This is a genomic window from Arthrobacter ginsengisoli, from assembly GCF_031456935.1.
In the GTDB taxonomy this organism is placed as follows: domain Bacteria; phylum Actinomycetota; class Actinomycetes; order Actinomycetales; family Micrococcaceae; genus Arthrobacter; species Arthrobacter ginsengisoli.
This window is the reverse complement of record NZ_JAVDVQ010000064.1, coordinates 1-1,403: the sequence shown is the minus strand read 5'-3', so window position 1 is coordinate 1,403 and position 1,403 is coordinate 1. Positions and strand designations below refer to the sequence as shown.

The following is a 1,403-nucleotide window of genomic DNA, read 5'->3' as shown; positions in this document are numbered from 1 at the left end:
GGGGATCCTTCTATGGTTGTCAAGCGTGGCAGGGCGCCGGGTTTGCGGCGTTGAGTATCCGGTAGATCCGTCGGGCGAGATAGCGTTTCACGCACCGGCGGATCTCCTTTTTGGTCCGTCCTTGGGCTTGGCGTTTCTGGACGTATCCGATGGTCCCGGTATCGAAGGTCATCCTGCTTTGGGCGACCACGTGCAGGGCTTTGTTCAGGGTCCTGTCACCGCCGCGGTTGAGTCTGTGCCGGACGGTGTTCCCGGAAGAGGCCGGGATGGGGCTGACTCCGGCCAGGGAAGCGAAGGCGGCCTCGGAATGGATGCGTCCGTGGTGGGACCAGACGGTGAGGCAGATGGCTGCGCTGACGGGACCGATCCCGGTTTCCTGCAGCAGGGGCGCGGCTTCGCTGATCTCGACCAGCTCGGTGATCCGGGAGTTGTTGATCTTGATGTCCGCGTCGAGTCCGGTGATGTGTTTTGCCAGCCGGATTGCCTCGGAACGGGCAACGGACACGGCCAGCGGTTCTTCCCGGACCCGCCAGCGGGAGACGTCCGCGATCTGGGGTCCGGTCAACGGTTTACGCGCGTCCAGGCCAAGGCCGTTGACCCGGAGCAGGGCGGTCAAGGCGTTCACACCCCTGGTGCGCTCGGAGGTCATGGACTCCCGCGCGGTGACCAGGATCCGCAGGGCCGCGCGGACTCCTTCGTTCAGCCGTGGCTGGCGCAATTGCTGCTCCTCCAGCGGGAGGACGGCGGCAGCGATCCGGTGCGCGTCGAGCGGATCGGATTTGCCGACCCCGTGCCGGGCCCGGGCATCCATGCGCGCCGCTTCGGCGACCTGGTAGCCGGCGGCGCCGACGGCACCGGCCAGCAGTGCGCCGTAGGAAGCAGCGCCCTCGATCACCCACAAGGTCGCCAGGTCAGCGCCGGTATGGCGCGCGACCCAGGCGATGGACCGGTTGATCCCGGCCCCGGTGGTAGGGAAGTCCCGGGTGGCGATCAGCTCCCCGGTGCCGGCCGTGATGATGGCGTAGACATGGTTTTTGGCGTGCGTGTCGACGCCGACGACAAACGGGCGGGAATGCGCAACGATAGTCATAGCGGTTCTGGCACCTTCCTCTATTCACGGAAATGGTCAGGGCCGTACACGGTCGGTACCAGTCCGGGTAGAGGTCACTTCGGAACAACACTGTGACGAGCCACGCCCCAAGGGGGCGGACAACCTTCTGATCAAGTTACCGAGGTGGGCCGGGCGGTACCGGCCGCTCCACCCCACGGATGGACAAATCCCACTCAAAGACACCCTTGCAGGGCCAGTCACTTACTGAGTCACATCCACGGGACAGAACGACCAATACCACTCTGCCAGCCAGTCCCAGACCAGCCACCACAATCCTCACAGTCACCTACGG

1 protein-coding gene is annotated in these 1,403 nt (G+C 65.3%); it reads right to left on the bottom strand.

What is annotated here, in order from left to right:
• Positions 1 to 19: 19 nt before the first annotated feature.
• Positions 20 to 1,090: an IS110 family RNA-guided transposase gene (locus tag J2X01_RS21945; RefSeq protein WP_310062677.1), complete on the bottom strand. Its 1,071-nt coding sequence runs from the start codon at positions 1,088 to 1,090 to the stop codon at positions 20 to 22.
• Positions 1,091 to 1,403: the final 313 nt, after the last annotated feature.

Coding starts and splice junctions, on each gene's coding strand:
- J2X01_RS21945 (WP_310062677.1), bottom strand. CDS start 1,090: ATGACTATCGTTGCGCATTCCCGCCCGTTTGTCGTCGGCGTCGACACG.